Origin of the sequence: Streptomyces sp. NBC_00988 (assembly GCF_045162645.1) — a bacterium.
In the GTDB taxonomy this organism is placed as follows: Bacteria; Actinomycetota; Actinomycetes; order Streptomycetales; family Streptomycetaceae; genus Streptomyces.
In genome coordinates this window covers 2,376,804-2,393,884 of the sequence record NZ_CP108730.1, presented here as the reverse complement: position 1 = coordinate 2,393,884, position 17,081 = coordinate 2,376,804, and the positions used below count along the sequence as shown (strand labels likewise).

General features: G+C 68.3%; 13 protein-coding genes and 2 pseudogenes. 10 read left to right on the top strand and 5 right to left on the bottom strand.

What is annotated here, in order from left to right; translation table 11 throughout:
- Positions 1-53 precede the first annotated feature (53 nt).
- From OG496_RS10945 to OG496_RS10935, 3 genes are read right to left on the bottom strand one after another with little or no spacing between them, the layout of a single operon-like run.
- Positions 54-959 (bottom strand): carbohydrate ABC transporter permease, encoded by a 906-nt coding sequence (locus OG496_RS10945; protein WP_405970653.1) that lies wholly within the window; start codon positions 957-959, stop codon positions 54-56.
- Between the two features lie 4 nt (positions 960-963).
- Positions 964-1,935 carry a carbohydrate ABC transporter permease gene (locus OG496_RS10940; RefSeq protein ID WP_405970652.1) on the bottom strand — a complete coding sequence of 324 codons (972 nt, stop codon included), beginning with the start codon at positions 1,933-1,935 and terminating at the stop codon, positions 964-966.
- Positions 1,936-1,937: 2 nt separating this feature from the next.
- Positions 1,938-3,275, bottom strand: a complete 1,338-nt coding sequence (locus tag OG496_RS10935; protein ID WP_405970651.1) for an ABC transporter substrate-binding protein — start codon at positions 3,273-3,275, stop codon at positions 1,938-1,940.
- A gap of 495 nt (positions 3,276-3,770) precedes the next feature.
- Between OG496_RS10935 and OG496_RS10930 the strand changes: the two genes are divergently transcribed.
- Positions 3,771-4,838 (top strand): LacI family DNA-binding transcriptional regulator, encoded by a 1,068-nt coding sequence (locus OG496_RS10930; RefSeq protein WP_405970650.1) that lies wholly within the window; start codon positions 3,771-3,773, stop codon positions 4,836-4,838.
- 49 nt (positions 4,839-4,887) lie between these two features.
- On the opposite strand, the gene OG496_RS10925 is transcribed toward OG496_RS10930, so the two are convergent.
- Together OG496_RS10925 and OG496_RS10920 are read right to left on the bottom strand one after the other, a co-directional pair.
- Positions 4,888-5,280: a hypothetical protein gene (locus OG496_RS10925; RefSeq protein WP_405970649.1), complete on the bottom strand. Its 393-nt coding sequence runs from the start codon at positions 5,278-5,280 to the stop codon at positions 4,888-4,890.
- Between the two features lie 644 nt (positions 5,281-5,924).
- Positions 5,925-6,830, bottom strand: a complete 906-nt coding sequence (locus OG496_RS10920; RefSeq protein WP_405970648.1) for a helix-turn-helix domain-containing protein — start codon at positions 6,828-6,830, stop codon at positions 5,925-5,927.
- Positions 6,831-7,001: 171 nt separating this feature from the next.
- On the opposite strand from OG496_RS10920, the gene OG496_RS10915 reads away from it, so the two are divergent.
- From OG496_RS10915 to OG496_RS10875, 9 genes and pseudogenes are all read left to right on the top strand, one after another.
- Positions 7,002-8,468: an alpha-L-fucosidase gene (locus OG496_RS10915; RefSeq protein WP_405970647.1), complete on the top strand. Its 1,467-nt coding sequence runs from the start codon at positions 7,002-7,004 to the stop codon at positions 8,466-8,468.
- A 4-nt stretch (positions 8,469-8,472) separates the two neighbouring features.
- Positions 8,473-8,868: a hypothetical protein gene (locus OG496_RS10910; RefSeq protein WP_405970646.1), complete on the top strand. Its 396-nt coding sequence runs from the start codon at positions 8,473-8,475 to the stop codon at positions 8,866-8,868.
- Between the two features lie 146 nt (positions 8,869-9,014).
- Positions 9,015-10,646 (top strand): hypothetical protein, encoded by a 1,632-nt coding sequence (locus OG496_RS10905; protein ID WP_405970645.1) that lies wholly within the window; start codon positions 9,015-9,017, stop codon positions 10,644-10,646.
- Positions 10,647-10,721: 75 nt separating this feature from the next.
- Positions 10,722-11,312: pseudogene (locus OG496_RS10900) on the top strand (hypothetical protein); the annotation flags it as partial.
- 73 nt (positions 11,313-11,385) lie between these two features.
- Entirely contained in the window at positions 11,386-11,793 is a 408-nt protein-coding gene (locus tag OG496_RS10895; protein WP_405970644.1) for an NUDIX domain-containing protein, read from the top strand.
- A 937-nt stretch (positions 11,794-12,730) separates the two neighbouring features.
- The gene (locus OG496_RS10890; protein WP_405970643.1) at positions 12,731-14,095 is read left to right on the top strand and encodes an ABC transporter substrate-binding protein; all 1,365 of its coding nucleotides are present in this window, start codon (positions 12,731-12,733) and stop codon (positions 14,093-14,095) included.
- Positions 14,096-14,154: 59 nt separating this feature from the next.
- Entirely contained in the window at positions 14,155-15,090 is a 936-nt protein-coding gene (locus OG496_RS10885) for an ABC transporter permease (RefSeq protein ID WP_405970642.1), read from the top strand.
- A pseudogene (locus OG496_RS10880) lies at positions 15,087-16,196 on the top strand (ABC transporter permease subunit); the annotation flags it as partial. The gene OG496_RS10885 and the pseudogene OG496_RS10880, both read left to right, overlap by 4 nt.
- Before the next feature lie 109 nt (positions 16,197-16,305).
- Positions 16,306-17,064 (top strand): ABC transporter ATP-binding protein, encoded by a 759-nt coding sequence (locus tag OG496_RS10875; RefSeq protein WP_405970641.1) that lies wholly within the window; start codon positions 16,306-16,308, stop codon positions 17,062-17,064.
- Positions 17,065-17,081 lie beyond the last annotated feature (17 nt).

Here is a 17,081-nt window from a genome sequence, read left to right as displayed (position 1 = left end):
CGCCGGGCCGGCATCGGACGATCCGATGCCGTCCCGGTTGTCCTCGCTCCGCGTCAGCCCTTCTCGGAGCCCGCGAGCTGCGCGGACGTCAGATAGCGCTGGGCGAAGAGGAACATCAGCAGGATCGGCAGCACGGACAGCACTCCGGCCAGCGCGGCCTCGGGCAGCCCGATCTCCACGGTGGAGAAGTTGGGGTTGCCGGAGACGACATTGGCCAGCGGCAGCACGGCGAGGCCGAGCGGCAGCGGGTAGTCGCCCGTGTCGCCGAGCATCAGGTACGGCAGCATGAAGTTGGTCCACGAGGACACGAAGCCGAAGAAGGTGATCAACGCGATCAGCGGCTTGGCGAGCGGCAGCGCGATCCGCAGGAAGATCCGGGTCTCGGAGGCGCCGTCCATCCGGGCGGCCTCCATCAGGCTTTCCGGGAGGCTGCTGGTGAAGTAGGTGTACGCCAGGTACACGCCCCAGGGGTAGAAGGCGAGCGGGAGGATCACCGACAGGGCGGTGCCGGTCAGGTGGACGGCGGCAAGTTCCACGTACAGGGGCAGGATCGTGGCGGCGGTCGGGATGATCATCGCGACCAGTGTGGTGATCAGCAGCGTCTTGCGCCCGACGAAGAGGTACTTCGCCATGCCGTAGCCCGCCGTCACGCACAGCACGAGGGTCAGGGTCACGCTGCTCACCGAGTAGAGCACCGAGTTGACGATCCACCGGACCACTTCGCCGTCGTTGAAGGCGTAGAGGTTGTTCCAGGCCGTGAGCACGTTCGACGGGGAGCCGACGGCGAACGGGAAGTCGTCACGGATCTGGTCCTCGGTCTTGGTAGGGGCGAGCACCAGCCACAGCACCGGCACGAGGAAGACCGTGCCGGCGGCGGTCAACAGCAGGTCCCGTACCAGTGCGCCGGGGCTGTCGAGCAGCGACCGTCGGGGCCGGGGACGGGTTGGCAGGACGGTCATCGAGCTACCTCCGGGCGTCGGTCTCGTAGAACTTGGTGCGATAGATGACGACCAGCGCCGCGATCAGGCCGACGGCCATCAGGAGGATGGACAGAACGGACGCCTTGCCGAAGGACAGTTCACTGGTGGCGTAGGTGTACGCGAGCTGGTTGGGCGACCATGTCCTGCTCATGGCGTTGTTGGAGGCGTACGAGAGCATCTGGGGTTCGACGAACAGCTGGGTGCCGCCCGCGAAGCTGGTGATCAGGATGAACGCGAGGTACTTCCGGACGATCGGCAGCTTGATGTGGACGGCCTGCTGCCAGCCGTTGGCCCCGTCGATGCGCGCGGCTTCGATGATCTCGTCGGGGATGGACTGGAGCGCACCGTAGAGGATCACGATCCAGCCGCCCGCGCCGGCTTCGATGGCGATGGCGGCCAGCAGGAACGGCAGCCAGCCCGAGCCGAGGATGTCGGCGCTGGTGGTGAAGCCCATGACGTGCAGCAGCGACCTGGCGGGGCTGTACTGCGGGCTGATCATGAAGATCCACATCAGCGCCGCCGCCGAGCCCGTGACCGCGCCCGGCAGGTAGTAGACGAACCGCATGAACCCGGCGAACCGCCCCTTGCGGGCGTGCAGCAGCAGGGTGAGGGCGACCACGGTGAGCAGCAGCAGCGGAAGCCACACCACGAGGTAGACGGCGATGTTCTCCACGGCGGGCATCAGCCGGTAGTCGCCCGCCACGCGGCTCCAGTTGTCGGTGCCGAGCCGGTCGCCGCCATAGGGGTCGGTGACGACGAAGGTCGTCCACAGTCCGTACCCGACCGGGATCAGCCCGAAGACGACCAGGAAGATCAGATACGGAGTGACGAACGCCGGGCCTGCCCACCTGTGCCGCCGGACACGGCCGGGGCGGCGGGGCCGTAGCTGGACGGAGGCAGCCCCCCGGGTACGGACCGCTTTCCGACCTTGCTCGGTGCGGCTGGGGTTGGTCATCGTCACTTCGAAACCTGGTATCCGGCGTTCTCGGCGGCCTGCGTGAGCTGGGTCTGCCACGTGGCGAGGGCGGCGGACAGATCACCCTTCTTGGCCGCCGCGGCCACGAAGGTCTGGGCGTAGGAGTCGGCGAACTGTCCCTCGAAGCGGATGTAGTCGAAGTTCTCCGCGATGAGGGCGGCGGCCGCTTGCTCAGCGGGGCACGGGTCCTTGGCGTAGAAGGCGTCGCTGGCCCGCGCGGCGCACCACTTCTTGGCGGCCGGGGCGTAGGCGGGCAGCGCGGAGGCGGCGACGATGCCCTTGTCGTCGGTGCTGGTCGTCAGCCATTCGGCGATGGCGGCGGCGCCCTTGGTGTTCTTGCTGTGACGGGAGACGACCCACAGGCCGCCGCCCTCGGCACCGGTGGTGGCGGTGGACTCACCGGCCCAGGTCGGCACGGAGTAGGCGGCCATCTGGCCGTCCGGGATCTTGTACGAGCCCTTGAAACCGTACTCGCCGAACCAGGCGGCCGCCGGGTACATGAGGATCTTGTTCTTCTTCCCGATCTTCTCGGTGAAGGTCGGGTCCCAGGGGCTGGTGGCGGTGACGGTGCCGTTCTCGACCAGGGGCTGGAGGAGCTCGGCGACCCGGGTGCACCTGTTGTCGGACAGATCGATCTTGATGTCGGTCGCGCCGGTGACCTCCCGGTCCGGGCAGCCGCTGCCGCCGAAGAAGCCGCCGTAACCGTCCCGCTCGTTGACGCCGCCGATCAGGTATCCGGGGTGCTCCTTGGCGACCTTGATGCCGAGGGCCTGGTACTCGTCCCAGGTCTTCGGTACCGCGTAGCCGAAGTCCTTCATGAGCTTGGTGTTGACCCACAGCACCGCGGGGGCGACGTCGTTGGGCAGGCAGAACACCTTCTCGTTGTAGGTGCAGCCCTCCAGGGTTCCCTTGGTGAACTGCTTCCGGGTGGTCTCCGGAACCAGGTCGTTGAGTGGCTGTGCGAAGTTCAGCGGGGCGGCGGCCAGGGCGGAGACGTCGGAGGGCGCGCCCAGGAAGACCACGTCCGGCCAGCCCTTGCCCGCCTTGTCGGCCAGGGCGATCTTCTGCGGGATCTCACCGGGGCCGTAGTTGGTCAGGACCACCTTGACCTTGGCGTCCGGGTGGGCCTTGACGTAGGCCTCGACAGCCGGCTGCCGCGTGTCGTCCGTCCAGACGGTCAGTGTGGCGGACTCGTCCGAAGTGACCCTCGACTTGTCCGAGCCTCCGCCGCCTCCGCACGCGGCGGCCGTCAGGGAAATGGCCAGAACGGCGGCGGGCACCGCGATCCGGTTCCGGCGTGTTCTGTCGCTGTACAACATCGTGCTGCACGTCCTTCGTCGCGGTCCCGGCCGTGCCGGGTGTTCTGAGGAGTGGGAAGTTGCCGTCGCGGGACTGACACCCTCGCGCGGCGTACGACCGGAGAGTCCGGTGCGGCCGAGTGTTACCGCGACCATCGCGCGCGTCAAGACATCAAGCGGAAACACCTGCGACATTCGGGACCCTCTGTGCTCCGGGGAGTGCGTGTCAAACCGCTCCGCACATCCCGCGAATGGGGCCAGTAGAGTCATGAAGCAGCAGCTCATGACGGGTAGAGCCGCATGCCCGCGGCACGTCCGGCCGGCCGCTCGGAACGGAGCGTCCCAGCTGTCGGCAAGGATCGTGACGCGACATCGCGGGCACCCTTTCGGAACTGAGGATGATCCCGGTAACATGACCTCGACGTCAGACGGGAGACGCAGCACGAACGACCGTCCTCCCGAACGGGCCTGGATCCTTTGTCCGGGCGTGAACCCCGAGGCAGGGACAGCTTGCACATGGCAGACGGTGTCGTCGGCGGAACCGACGGGGATCCCGCCTCGCCGGAGGACTCCGGCCGGACCCCGCCGGTGATGAAGGATGTCGCGCGGCTGGCCGGGGTGTCGAAACAGACCGTGTCCCGCGTGTTCAACGACAGCCCGAACGTCCGCCAGGAGACCCGCGAGCGGGTCCTGCGCGCCGCGCGACAGTTGGACTTCCGCCCCAACTCCGCGGCCAGGGCGCTGATCACCGGGCGTACGCGGATGCTGGGGGTGATCACCTCGGATGCCACGAGCTACGGCCCCGCGGCCGTTCTTCACTCGATCAACACCGCGGCGCGCGACGCGGGGTACTTCGTCTGCTCGATGCCGCTGCGCGTCGTGAATCGCGAGGCCGTGCTCGACGCCGTCGAACGTCTCACCGGCCAAGGAGTCGAGGGGATCATCACCATCGCCTCCCAGACGACGGTGGTCCGTGCGCTCGCCGACACACCCCACAAACTGCCCATGGTCACCCTGGACCGCAGTCCGGACGAGGACATCCCGGTCGTCACCGTCGCCGAGACGGAGGGCGCTCGGCAGGCGACCCGGCATCTTCTGCAGCTCGGCCACCGCACGGTCTGGCACATCGCGGGCCCTCTTGACTGGATCGCCGCGGAGGAACGGGCGGCCGGGTGGCGCGAGGCGCTGCGCGAGGCGGGAGCCGAGGTCAACGGCTGCTTGGTCGGGGACTGGACCGCGGGATCGGGATACGCACTCGGGCGCGAGCTCGCCGCACGCCCGGATGTCACGGCGGTGTTCGCGGCGAACGACCAGATGGCCATGGGGCTGCTGCGCGCCCTCAGCGATGCCGGCCGCAGGGTACCCCGGGACGTCAGCGTGATCGGTTTCGACGACATACCCGAGGCCGCGTTCATGATTCCTCCGCTGAGCACCGTACGGCCCGACTTCGCCGAAGTGGGACGCCGGTGCATCACGGTGATGCTCGAACGGCTCAGGGATCCGTCACCGGCCTGGCCGCGCTCGGCCGTGGTGAGTGACCTGGTCGTCCGGCACAGCAGCGGTCCGCCCGGCGGCGCCGGCTGAGGTCCGTGTTCCGACCCGCCTCATAGGTGTTGGGCATCACGTGCCCCGTTCAGGGTGCGAGCGGAGAGGGATCGACAGCGTTCGCCATGCCTCCACCGGCGCTGTTCGGGTGCAGGTGGTCTCCGCTGGCGTAGGCGGCGGGCAGCGCACCGGTGTTGGCCGGGTCGCGTAGGGCCGTGTCGAAGTCGATGCCCCCCGGAGGCTCCGCCGGTTCGGAGCCAGTTGTTGACGGAGGCCCTGATGGCCGCCTTGGCTGCGGACTGTGGGCATCGTCGGCAGGATCGTGCCGACGATGCTCACATCGGCCGCGCGCCTCGTCGATCGTGCTCTGGTAGTCGGCGGTGATCTGAGCGCCGGTGGCACCGGTGTCGTTGATGCCTTCCAGCACGATCACCGTCTGCACGCGGGGCTGCCCCAGCACGTCATGGGCGAACCGGCTCACCCCCGGTCTGCCCTGTGGCGGTCCCGGTGGCCGTGGGTGACACCACGTCCAGGCCCGACACGTGGAACCAGGCAGTGGTGGCGTCGTCGTGCAGGAAGTCGCCGGTGCCGGAGGCCGACAGGTACGAGGTTCGGTGGGCGTTCCTGTGCCAGGTGGAGGCGCCGCTGGTCTCCGGCAGACATGCTTACCGGCTGGGTCTGTCCGGCGGTGACGGGCGTCGTGGCGACGTCGCTGGTGAGGTTCGTCCCCGGCCGCGACGGTCGTGCTTCCGGAGCCGCCGAAGGTCGCAGTGTGGTGGGTGCCCGCGCCGCCGCGGTGCCCGGACCGTCCCGTCGACGGCTCCGACGGCGAGCGCCGCGCTGCCGCGAAGGGTGGACAGCCGTAGTCCGTAGCCCGCGACGCTGGTGTGAACGACCATTCCCGGTGTCGGCACGTTGAAGGTGAAACCACCGTCGACCATGGCCGGATCCCAGGCCGCGCGGCGGGTACGGTGCGTCGGGGTCAGGGTGGCCCGGCGCAGGGTCATGGCCTTCCAGACGGCGCCGTTCGCCGCCTTGACCACGACTGTGCGAGTCTCGGCCGAGCCGACGTTCACTGTTTGGTAGGCACCCCGGCCCGAGGCGGGCCGACGGAAGTGAATCGGTTCAGTACCGGGTTGGGGCGGGAGCGAGAGGAAGCTGCTGCGCCAACCGGTGCGACAGGCCGGGTCTGCCTGGGACCGCCTGTGTCCTGTTTTCCTCGGAGGGCTGGTTCACGACGCCGTCACGGATGGAGCTGGGCGCGATTCCGTACACCTTGCGAAACGCCTTGTTGAAGACCTGCAGGTCCGTGAATCCCATCATGTGGGCAACGGACTTGACAGGCAGGGCCGTTCGCGTCAACAGGTGGTGGGTGCGATGCATGCGACGGTTCCTGATGTGAGCGACGACTGTGGTGCCGATCTGGGCGCGAAAGAGACGCGTGAGGTGGTTGTGGGACACACCCACTCTTCGGGCGAGTGATGCGACGCTCATGTGCTCCGTCAGGTGCGCCTCGATGTGGGCAAGGGCCGCACGTACGGCGGGGTGCAGTCCGGAGGCGTCGTCGTAGCGCGAGGACTGACGGGCCGACAGGAGGGAGAGCAGGCTCCACAGTTCGGCACGTGCGAGCAGAGGCAGCCGGGAACTGCTTTCCACCGCCGTCTGGAACCGGTCGCGGACGCGGGGCAGGTCGGCGCCGCAGTCCACCATGACGGGGAGTTCGGGACAGTCCTCGCCGGGCGGGCCGGGCAGCCGGACATGGGCGAACAGGTGGCGGGACGTTCCCCGGTAGCGATAGCGCGTGGCGACGCCCGGGGGAACCAGACTGACGTGTCCTGGGGCGATCGGAACGACCTCCCCGTACACCTCCATTTCGCCCTCGTACCCGTACAGGTGGAGTGACCACAGGTCGGCCAGGCACCAGTCGTCGACTTGGCGGTCGACCCCGTGCACACCGATGCCCAGGTCCGCGATGATCGGCGGCTGGGTGAGCGGTACCCGGCAGGTGATCGTGGAGATCCGGTCCGGCATGCCGGGACCGTACATCGGGGTGACCGCGCCCGGCCAGAGCGCTGCAGCCGTGAGACCAAGAGGGTGAGAACGGACCAGCGATATCCACTCCTGACCATTGGCTTCCGTTTCCCAGGCGTTCTACGGTCACCCGGAACCGATCAGGACGGCCCCAGCAGAGGTGATATCGCCGTGCCCCAGAGAACGGACTCAACGGGCGCCTTCCAGCCCACCGTGGAATCGCTGTCGACCTTCGAGTGCCCCGAGTGGTTCCGCGACGCCAAGCTGGGAATCTGGTCGCACTGGGGACCGCAGTCCGTGCCGCGCTACGGCGACTGGTACGCCCGCAACATGTACATCGAGGGCTCCGACCAGTACCGGTACCACCTGCGGACCTACGGTCACCCGTCCACGTTCGGCTACAAGGACGTCGTCCAGCTCTGGAAGGCGGAGAAGTTCGACCCGGACGAGCTGATGGACCTGTACGCCCGGGCCGGCGCCCGCTACTTCGTCGCCCTCGCGTCCCACCACGACAACTTCCTCAACTACGCCTCGCGGCTGCACCGTTGGAACTCGGCGGAGGTCGGGCCCGGCAAGGACGTCGTCGGACTGTGGCGTGAGGCGGCGCGGGCGCGGGGACTGCGCTTCGGCCTGTCCGAGCATCTCGGTGCCGCGTTCAGCTGGTGGTCGGTCAACAAGGGCGCGGATTCCACCGGCCCCTACGCCGGTGTGCCCTACGACGGCACGAACCCAGCCGTCGAGGACCTGTATCTACCCAATGGCGAGCACTTCGTCCAAGGGCGGCGTACCGACCTGGTGGCGCCCTGGTACACCCCCAACCCCGGCTGGCACGGACGGTGGCTGGACCTGGTCACCGAGATGATCGACCTTCACCAGCCCGACCTTCTCTACTCCGACGGGGCACCACCTTTCGGGGCCTACGGCATGCAGGCCGGTCTGCGAGCGGCCGCGCACCTGTACAACACCAGTGCGGCGCACCACGGCGGCCGCAACCAGGCCGTCTACACCCAGAAGGAACGGTGGTCGGAGGTTCGCCGGATCGGTGTGCTGGACGTGGAACGCAGTCAGGAACCGGCACTGTCGCCCGAGCCGTGGCAGACCGACACCTGCCTGGGGGGCTGGTTCTACGACGTGCGCGCCGTCTACAAGAGCGCCGCTCACGTGGTCGAGCTGCTCGTCGACGTCGTTGCGAAGAACGGCAGCCTCCTGCTCAACGTCCCGCAGCTGCCCGACGGGACCGTCGACGAGGAGTGCCATCACGTCCTGAAGGAGCTGGCCGGCTGGATGGACGTATGCGGGGAGGGGATTCACGGCACCCGTCCCTTCGGACCGGGTACCGAAGGACCCAGCGGTGTCGTGGTGGACGGCTTCCGCGAGGAACGGGTCGCCTGGACGGAGTCCGACTACCGGCTGACCCGGCGTGACAACACGGTCTACGCCTTCCAGATGGCCTGGCCCGAGGACCGGCGGTCCGTCATCCGCACTCTTGGACCGCAGGCCTCGATCACCTCGGTCCGGCTCCTGGGAGCGGGACCCGCGGAGTACCACCAGATCTACCCGGGAGGTGAACTGGTGGTGGAACTTCCCGATCACCCTCCGACGCCGTACGTCAACTGCCTGGCGATAGAGATGCGATGACCATGTGTCCTCGCACGCGAAGAACAGTGCTGCGCGCGGGGACTGCGCTCGGAGCGACAGCCGCGATCGCCGGGAGCACGGCCGCCTGCAGAGGGGCCGGCGCAAGGACGGGCTGGCCTTCGACCTCCGCGGCGACACCATCTCCAGCGGGATCTACCGGCGGATCGTCGAGTCGTACCGCCGCAGGAACCCGGGCACGCGGATCAATCACACGTACGCCGACGCCTTCGGCTTCTTCCGGAGGCTGTACCAGGCCGACTACGGCACCTTCATGGCGGCCAGTTGTCTCACCGCGGCCCCGGTGATCCCGCTGTTCCTGATCGCTCAGAAGCCATTCGTCCAGTGCATCGCCACGGCAGGTGGCAACGCACGAAGGGAGACGCTGTGCCGAACGAGATGAGTCGCCGTCAGGTTCTCGCCCGATCGGGCGTGGTCGCAGCCGGTGCGATGGCCGGGCCGACGGCGGGTGCGCAAACGGCACGGGCGGCGGCTGCCACACGGACGCCCTCAGCCGGAGGGGGACGACGACTGCCCTGGATTCTCGACATGGCGATGTCCAACCCGGCCGAGGCGGTCGTACTGACCTCGTTCAACGACCCCCAGAAGCTTGCCGATTACGGGTACAACGGGCAGGTCGTCAACGAGAACAGGCCCCCTACGGCCGCGGTCACCTTCGACGCCTTCGACTCCCGGATCTTCCCGGCCGACTCCGAGGAGCGGGTATGGGCCGAGACGGTCGCGGACCGGATCGACGCCCGGAGCCAGCAGATCCACGCCGCAGGTCTCAAGGCGTTCTACTTCACCGACATCATCACGCTGCCCAGGAAGCTGGTCTCGCTGTACGCCGACGAGATCCTGGACGCGTCCGGCCATATCGACCTGCACCGAGCGAAGACGCAGGAGATCCACCGCGTCCTCCTGGACGAGGTCTTCGAGCGGTTCCCGGGCCTCGACGGCCTCGTCATCCGGACGGGGGAGACCTACCTGGCCAATGTCCCGTATCACACGGGCAACAACCCCATCACCCAGGGACCGGCCAGCCATCGTCTGTTGCTGGACCTCCTGCGGGAGGAGGTCTGTGTGAAGCGCGACAAGCTGGTCTTCTACCGCACCTGGTCCTTCGACGGGTTCGCCAAGGACCCGGACTACTACCTGGAGGTGACCGACCCGATCGCCCCGCATCCGAACCTGGTCTTCTCCGTCAAGCACACCGCCGGCGACTTCCTGCGCACCTACGCGTTCAATCCGACCCTCACGCTCGGCTCGCACCCGCAGATCGTCGAGGTGCAGTGCCAGCGAGAGTACGAGGGGAAAGGCGCCCACCCCGACTACGTGCTGAACGGAGTGATCGACGGTTTCGAGGAGTACGGCTCGACGACCGGCCCCAGGGGACTGGCGGACATCGCCGATCATCCCACCTTCCAGGGGCTTTGGACCTGGTCGCGTGGGGGAGGCTGGCGCGGCCCCTACATCCCGAACGAGATGTGGTGCGAGCTCAACGTCTACGTGGCCGCCCGCTGGGCGCAGGACACCCGACGTTCCGAGAAGGCGGTCTTCCAGGACTACCTGGAACACGTGAGAGTTCCCCGACGTCACCAGGATCGGTTCAGGGAACTGGCGTTGTTGTCCGCGGCCGCCGTTCTTCGTGGTCACTACACGCGGATGTTCACCCTCGCCAACCCGTTCTGGATGCGCGACCAGTTCCTCGGCGGCTCCGACAACCAGCTCAAGGCCGACTTCCGGACCATCGTCGACCGGGACGGAGTGGACCACGCCATCGCGGAGAAGGCCGAGTCCGTCGACATCTGGCGCCGGATGGTGGAACTGGCCGACCGGGTCGAACTGCCCGATCCCGCCGACGAGGCGTATCTGAAGGTCTCCACCCGCTACGGTCACCTGCTGTACACGGTGGTCAGGCACGGGTGGGAGGTGATGTTGAAGGGAGTGGAGGGCGACCGCACCGGAACGTACGACACAGAGGCCATCCTGCGGCACGCCCACGCGTTCGACGCCGCGCTGGAGCAATTCCGGGCACTGCCCGCCCTGCTCCCGTACTGCCCAACGCTGGTGCAGCCCTACGGTTTCGGCGCCAAGGATTCCCAGGGGCTGTATCACGCCTCCCCGAACACCGGGATGAAGCCCGCAGTCGATCATTGCCGCGATCGAGCGGGGGAGTGATCGGAAGCCCGGCACCTCCACAAGAACCGCACCCACGACGAGGACGGCTGCAAGGCGCACGCCTCCTTCGCGCCGAAGACCGTGTTGTACACCGCCGCCGCCGTCACGCCCGGCACGGGCGCCGCCCACCAGGAAGCCGCCGCCGCTGTGCATCGGCTTGCCGAAGAAGACCAGCCTGTGACCGTGCTGAGTGACTCGGCCTACGCCACCGGACTCCTACGCGCGCGGCTGCGAGCCGACGGCCACACGCCAGTCATCAAGCCGTCGCCAGTGAGGCAGACCGTCCCCGGCGGTTTCGCCATCGACGACTTCCGCATCGATATGGCGGTCGGCACCGCGACGACCCGCCCGGCCGGGCAGGTCGCCACCTTCGGTCAGATCACAGCCGACGGCGCACACCACCGCCCAGTTCAGACGTGTGTGTACCGGCTGCCCCTGTGCGGGCGTTGCGTCACATCCGAGACCGGACGCAGCCTCGAGTCCATCCCCAGCACGAGCTGCTGGCCGCCGCACGCAGGCCCGTCGCCGATCCCGCCTGGCAGGAGGAGCACCGCCTATGGCGGCCCCCCGTCGAACGCGCCATCGCCTGGCGCAAGACTTCGTGAGCCTTCTACTGAATCCGAGTCGGCCGAAGCGGGGCGAGGCCCTCTCTGTCATTCCGGGTGAGTGCTTTGACCGTGGGAAGCGTGGGAACGCTTACTCTCGCTGATGTGCAGACATGGTGGGAAGGGGTCCGGGCATGGAGAAGACCGAGGTCGTTCCGGAGAAGGTGGCCTGGGTTCTGGTGCGTGACGGGCGGGTCCTGGTGACGCGCAACCGTGGTGTGGATGTCTTCTACTTCCCGGGTGGGAAGAGAGAGCGCGGCGAATCCGATGCCGAGACCTTGGCGCGCGAGATCACTGAGGAACTCGGGTCCCGCATCGACACGGCCACGATGCTGCACGTCGGCACCTTCGAGAGGCGGAGGGACTCCGACGGATGTACCGAGTTCCGGATGATCTGTTACACCGCTGACCACACAGGTCCGTTGATTCCCTCGGGGGAGATCGCGGAGTCGGACTGGTTCGGTTACGGCGATCGTGCGCGGGTCTCGCCAGTGGACAAGAAGGTGTTCGACGTGCTTCATTCCTCCGGCCAACTGGTCTGAGATCCAGGACGCGCCTCCGTCCGGGTGCCGTGACGTGTAATGAAGGGCGACGCGACGGCGCCCAACTCCTCGACCTCGAGTTCCGCTCCGAGCCGGTGAAACCTCCTCGCTTCCACTGCGCAACTGCCGCGGCCCCCTCACGGCGAGTTCGAACTCGAACCTCTCCACCGACCACAGCACCGACCACGTGGCGATCCTCGTGGATCTTGCGGGGCTTGGCGACGGTGCACAGCAGCAGGTCGAGTTGTTCGAGGCTCGCGGGCATGCGGGGGATGACCGAAGCGGCCTCCCAGTGGTCCTGGGGCGGTTGACCGGTTTCGGAGTGGGGGCGCCGGTTGCAGACCTCGCGGATGAAGCGGCCGATGGCGGCGTCGAGTTCGGGCAGGGGCAGTCTGGCCTGCCCGGCACGATCACCGGTGCGGCGGGGTGCGTGGCCGGGCAGGTGGGGCAGGCACATGTGGGTGACGGTGCCGATCAGCCGCTCGATCTTGCCGTGGCCGTGGGGTTCCACGCTGCCCGGTGCTCCGTCGTTCAGGGCGGTGTGGACCGTCGCCGTCAGGTCGTGGTCGGCGCGGTCGTCACGGGCGGCGGTTTCACGGGCGTGAGGCGGCCAGGAAGCCGACCGGCGTCGGCAGACGTGCGAGGCAGGCAACGCCATTGGGGCGTCAGTCGGCAGCGGTCGGGGGTGTCTCCGCGTGCAGGTGATGGGTACCCCGCCTCCGTATGGGTGTCATCGGGCTCGGAGATTCTCCGCCCGAGCCGCCCCAACGTCCGGGCGAACTGCCTGGTCAGAAGCTCGTCGCAACCATGGTTCGGAGTATCAGAGCGGTTGATGACTCGCATGGCGAGCTTTTATTTCAGCGACGTTAACAACTGGTGCTTCACTCGCTGCACGCCCGGAGCGGGCGCAGGACGATTCGGCGATGAGGAGGTCACGGTGGCACTCGGTAATGAGTTCAGAGGTGTCCGGCGTTCCCACGTCGACAAGGAGGGCAACGCCACGCCGTGGCTCGCCACCTCCTGGAAGTTCACGGACACCAGGACGCTGGAGCTGAAGCTGCGTACCGGCGTGAAGTTCACGGACGGTACGGCGTTCGACGTGAACGCGGTCGTGGCCAATCTCGAGTACGCCAGGAAGAACGCCACCAACGGCTCCAAGTCCGTACTCGCCGGAGTCAAGTCCGTGACCGCTGTCGACGCCACGACGGTGCGTATCGCTCTGACGTCCCCGAATCCGGACCTTCCGGTCAGAGAGGGGGTGGCCTTCGCCATCGGTTCGGCGGGCTACATGGCCAGCCCCAAGGCTCTGAAGAAGCCCGAGTCGCTGCGGCTCGCGTCGGACGGCACCGGCCCGTACCAGCTGGACACGACCAGGACCGTGGCCGGGCAGAAGTACGTGCTCAAGCGCAACCCGGACTACTGGTCGCCCAAGACCTATTCCTTCTCCCAGGTCGCGATGAAGATCGTGGCCGACCGGACGGCCCAGGTCAACGCGGTGCGCAGCGGCGGCATCGACGTGCTGTCGGTCAGCCCCGGTACGAGCGTCGCGGGTCTGACCGTACAGAAGGGCGCGGCCCCCATGGGACAGGGCATCGCGCTCATGGACGTCGAAGGGAAGATCAGCGAGCCGCTCGGTGACGTCCGTGTCCGACAGGCGCTCAACTACGCGATCGACCGCGAGACCGTGATCAAGACCGTGCTCGGCGGGGACGCGGAGATCAACCCCTCCATCCCGGCCAACTCCTCCAGCGCGGGCTGGACGCGGCAGCTCGCGAACACCTACACCTACGACCCGGCCAAGGCCCGCAAGCTTCTCCAGGAGGCGGGTTACGGTTCCGGCTTCGACCTGAAAGTGCTCAGCACCCCGGCCGCGGACGGCCTGGTGCAGGCCCTCGCCGGGTATCTGCGCAAGATCGGCGTCAAGGTCACGATCGAGGACCACATCAGCGATCTCCTTCAGCAGGCGACCAGCGGAAAGTGGGCCGCGGGCAACATCAACCTGTCCGTCACCGGCAGTACGTTCACCGACGTCACCCTCTCGATGACCCCTGGCGCCTTCTTCAACTTCCAGCACGTGGACGACCCGAAGATCACCGCGCTGCTCGCCGAGGCGGGCTCGGCCACCACCGAAGCCGCCAGGAACTCCGCCTATCGGCGGCTGCTCGACTACACGGCCGACCAGGCCTGGTACATCATCCCCGGGCTGCTCCGGACGCGGATCGCGTACAACGCCCAGAAGGTCGAACTCACCAACGGCAGCGCCCAAGCTCTCGCTCTCTACGACATCCAGCCCGCCGACTGAGCGGTACAGCGACCCCTTCCCGCCCCACGCATCCCGCAGTCGGACCCCGGGGTCAGACCATGTGGACCTTCCTCACCAAACGCCTCGGCATCGCACTGCCGACCGTCCTCGTCGTCGCCACCAACAGCTTCTTCCTTGTCCAGATGGTGCCCGGCGATCCCGCCTCCCTGATCCTCGGCCAGGAGGCGGACGCCGCCCAGCGCGCCGCCATGGACCGTGAACTCGGCCTCGACCAGCCGCTCCCGACCCAGTATCTGTCCTGGCTGGGGCATGCCCTCAGGGGCGACTTCGGGACGTCCTTCATCACCGGCCAGCCGGTCTCGCAGGCGCTGGGCCAGGCCGTGCCGGTCACCGTGTCCCTGGCGGTGCTGGCCACCCTCCTCGCGCTCGCCGGCGGCACCGGTCTGGGGCTGCTCGCGGCGGTCCGGCGCGGGCGGACCGACCGGATCGTGTACGCCGTCTGCACGTGCGTCATGGCTGTTCCCGGATACTGGCTGGCGGCTGTGCTGCTGCTCGCGGTGCGGGTACGGCTCTTCCCCACAGGGGAGTACGTGGAGTTCACGCAGTCGCCGGGCCAGTGGCTCGGCCACCTCGTCCTGCCGGTGCTGGCGCTCGGCGTCCCCTCCGTCGCCCGGATCGCCTTCCAGTCCCGGGCCGCCGTCATCGACGTACTCGGGCAGCCCTTCGTCCGCACCCTCCAGGCCGCTGGCCTGCCGCGGCGGCGCATCCTGGTTCGGCATGTGCTGCGAAACGTGGCGGTACCTGTGGTCACCGTGGCCGGGCTGACCTTCCTGTTCCTGCTGGGCGGCGTGGTGATCATCGAGGCGGTGTTCAATCTGCCGGGGCTCGGCACCGTGATGCTCCAGGCCGTGAACAACCACGACCTCACCGTTGTCCAGGGTGCCGTGGTGTACTTCAGCCTCCTGGTGACCGTCGTGAACCTGGCGGCGGACCTCGCGGTGGGCGCCCTCAACCCCCGGGTGCGTGTCGCATGAGCCGCCGTACGCAGAGCCCGACCCGGGCGGCGCTCGCCCGGGCCGTGCGCCGACCGCTCGTGCTGACCGCCCTCACCTGGATCGTGCTGGTCGTCGCCGCCAGCTGCCTCGCATCGGTGCTCGCACCGCACGACCCGTTGGCCCAGGACCTGTCCGCCGCCCTGCAGGGTCCGTCCGGTGTCCATCCGCTCGGCACCGATGAACTCGGCCGCGATCTGCTCTCCCGTCTGCTGCACGGCGGTGGTGTGCTGCTCGCCGCCGCGCTGCTGCCGATCACCGTCGCCTGTCTGCTCGGCGTGGTCTTCGGGCTCCTCGCCGGCTACCTGTCCGGTCTGCCCGACCTGCTCATCACCTTCGTGACGAACGTGCTGTTCTCGGTGCCGTCCCTCGTGGTGATACTCGCCGTCGCGATCGTCTCCGGCAACAGCCTCTGGGCACTGACCCTCACGTTGGGCGTGCTGCTCAGTGGCGGAGTGGTCCGCCTGGTGCGGGCGGGAACGCGGGCCACCCGCGATCTGCTGTACGTGGACGCCGCCCGGGTCGCTGCCCTGCCGCGGTGGCGGATCCTCGCCCGGCGCATCCTGCCGAGCGTGCTCGGTGCATTGGTCGTGGAGGCGTTCCTGCTGTACGGCGGAGCGTTCCTCTTCCTCACCTCGCTCTCCTTCCTGGGCATCGGCTACTCGCCGGAGTCGCCCAGCTGGGGCCAGATGATCAATGACGCCACCCAGCACCTCCAGGACCACCCCTGGATGATGGTCCCTTCCGGGCTAGCCGTCGTGCTCACTCTGCTGTCGCTCAACTTCCTCGGCTCGGCGCTGGTGGACGCGCTGCCACGAGCCCAGCGGGGGAGCCTGCTGGCGCCGTACGGCAGGAAATACCGCACGGGCATCGTTGGCAGAGCTGAGAAGCCGGCCGCCGACGGGGCAGGCCCCAAGGCGGCGGCCTCACCCGCGGCTCGTGCCATCGCCGACGACATGGTGCTGCGGGTGGACGACCTGACCGTGTCCTTCCCGGACCCGGGTGCGTCGGACGGGGCACCGCTGACCGTCGTGGACGGCGTCGACCTGACCCTGCGGCGCGGCGAGATCGTCGCCCTCGTGGGGGAGTCCGGGTGCGGAAAGACGATGACGGCGCTGGCCCTGCTGCGGCTCACTCCGCACCCCCGGTCGTATCAGCGGAGGCCGTGTGCTGCTCGACGGCGACGACCTCGTGGGGATGGACGAGAGGGAGGTCGCGCGGCTGCGGGGCAACCGGATCGCCTACATCTCCCAGGAACCCATGGGCGCACTCGACCCCTGCTTCACGGTCGGTTACCTGCTGTGCGAACCTCTGCGGCTGCACCGGGGCATGACCAAGGTCCAGGCGCAGGTCCGCGCGGCGGAACTGCTTCGCCTGGTGGGCATTCACGAGCCCGAGAGAGTGCTCCGCCACCGTGCGCACGAACTGTCGGGCGGCATGGCCCAGCGCGTGTGTATCGCCCTGGCCCTGACAGGCGAGCCGGACCTGCTGATCGCCGACGAGCCGACCACCGCCCTCGACGTCACCGTCCAGGCCGAGATCCTCGACCTGCTGCGGTCCCTGCGTGACCGCCTCGGCATGGCCGTCCTTCTCGTCACCCACGATCTGGGGGTCGTGGCGGACCTGTGCGACCGGGCGGTGGTGATGTACGCCGGTCAGGTTGTCGAGGAGGGCGACGTGGAGCAGGTACTGACCTCGCCGGCGCATCCCTGCACGCAGGCCCCGCGGGCGGCCTCCGCCGAGCACGCGGTCCCCGGAGTCCCGCTCGTCACGGTCTCCGGGACGGTGCCGTCGCCCCGGGAGTGGGCCGACGGGTGCCGCTTCGAGGGCCGCTGCCCGTATGCCACCGAAGCCTGCGTCGAGCACCCGCCGGAGCTGCTCGACCAGCCGGACGAGCGCCGGGTGCGCTGCGTCCGCGTCGCCGAACTCCCCCTGGCGGAAAGGATTCCCCAGTGACCACCCTGCTCAGCCTC